Source organism: Jiangella rhizosphaerae (genome assembly GCF_003579925.1).
Classification (GTDB): domain Bacteria; phylum Actinomycetota; class Actinomycetes; order Jiangellales; family Jiangellaceae; genus Jiangella; species Jiangella rhizosphaerae.
On the sequence record NZ_QUAL01000196.1, the window covers coordinates 1 to 591 of the forward strand.

The window sequence follows — 591 nt, forward strand, 5'->3', positions numbered from 1 at the left end:
CCGCGGCCGGACCACGCGCCGCGGCCCGGCTGGCCGGCGCCGTCGACGCCGCCGGACCGATGCGCCGGACCACCGCCGTCTCCGCGGGCCTGCTCCCCTACGCGGCGCGCGGGCTCGGCGTCCCGCAGCTCACTGCGTACCTGGCCGCGCTGGGCGCCGCCCGCGGCGACGTCGACGCGGCCGAACGGCGGCTGCTCGCCGTCGGCCACACGTCGGGTGCCGCGCTGCGACTGGGCGCACGGGTCGCGCTGGCCGCGCTCGCCGGGTCCACCCGGTGATCCGCCACGTCGAGGTGCGGGCCGGCACCTACCACGACTCGGTGACGTTGATGCAGGTCAGCCAGGCGGTCCAGGGCGAGGACGGGGTCAGCGGCGCGCTCGTCGCGATGGCGACCCAGCTCAACCTCGACCTCCTCGGCGGCATGGGCTTCGACGTGCCCGCGGCCAGCCCGAACGACCTGGTCATCGGCGTGACGGCGGACGACGACGCCGCGCTCGGCCGGGCGCTGGCCCGGGTGGAGTCCGCACTGGCCGCTCGCCCGCCGGACGGCCCCGGGGCCGGCGGGTTCGGCGCCGCGCCCGCACCGCGCAC

1 protein-coding gene and 1 pseudogene are annotated in these 591 nt (G+C 79.5%); both read left to right on the forward strand.

Annotated features, from left to right (window positions below):
- A partial coding sequence (locus DY240_RS22400) for an oxamate carbamoyltransferase subunit AllH family protein (RefSeq protein WP_119662059.1) occupies positions 1-278 on the forward strand: 278 nt, incomplete at its 5' end.
- Positions 275-591, forward strand: a pseudogene (locus DY240_RS22405) (DUF1116 domain-containing protein); the annotation flags it as partial. The gene DY240_RS22400 and the pseudogene DY240_RS22405, both read left to right, overlap by 4 nt.